Annotated in this window: 1 protein-coding gene; it reads right to left on the bottom strand. The window is 56.2% G+C overall.

Annotated features, from left to right (window positions below):
- Positions 1 to 353 (bottom strand): DUF4372 domain-containing protein (locus ACXAH0_RS25190; RefSeq protein WP_475196052.1); only part of this gene is annotated, 353 nt, incomplete at its 3' end.
- Positions 354 to 365 lie beyond the last annotated feature (12 nt).

The raw sequence follows: 365 nt of genomic DNA, 5'->3' as shown, positions 1-365 counted from the left end.
AAGCTCACCGTGGTGGAATCCAGCAATCGCACCAGATCGCCGACCTCCTTGCGGGGGCTGGCTTGCATGTCGTTCAAGAGCAGGGACAGGATCGCTTCAAACACCGCTGACGGGCGCGTGGCATTTGCGTCGCTCAATGTCGAGCGCCGTACACCGCGCCCGCTCAGGTGAGACCGCCTTGCGGGGTTGGCATTGAACGATGCTTCAAGATCACGAAGGCTAACCTGGCCGGACAGTTGAGCATAAATCATCGTCACAAGGTGCTCGAAAGTGGAAAATCGCTTACACCATTTGTCACTCGCATAGGCTGCGGTGAGGGAATTGATCTGGCGGCGGGGAAGATGCTTTATGATCTGATGAAAAAC

This window comes from Roseibium sp. AWQ4_290 (genome assembly GCF_056160985.1).
The sequence above is the reverse complement of the archived record's forward strand: the minus strand, read 5'-3'. Positions and strand labels throughout refer to the sequence as shown.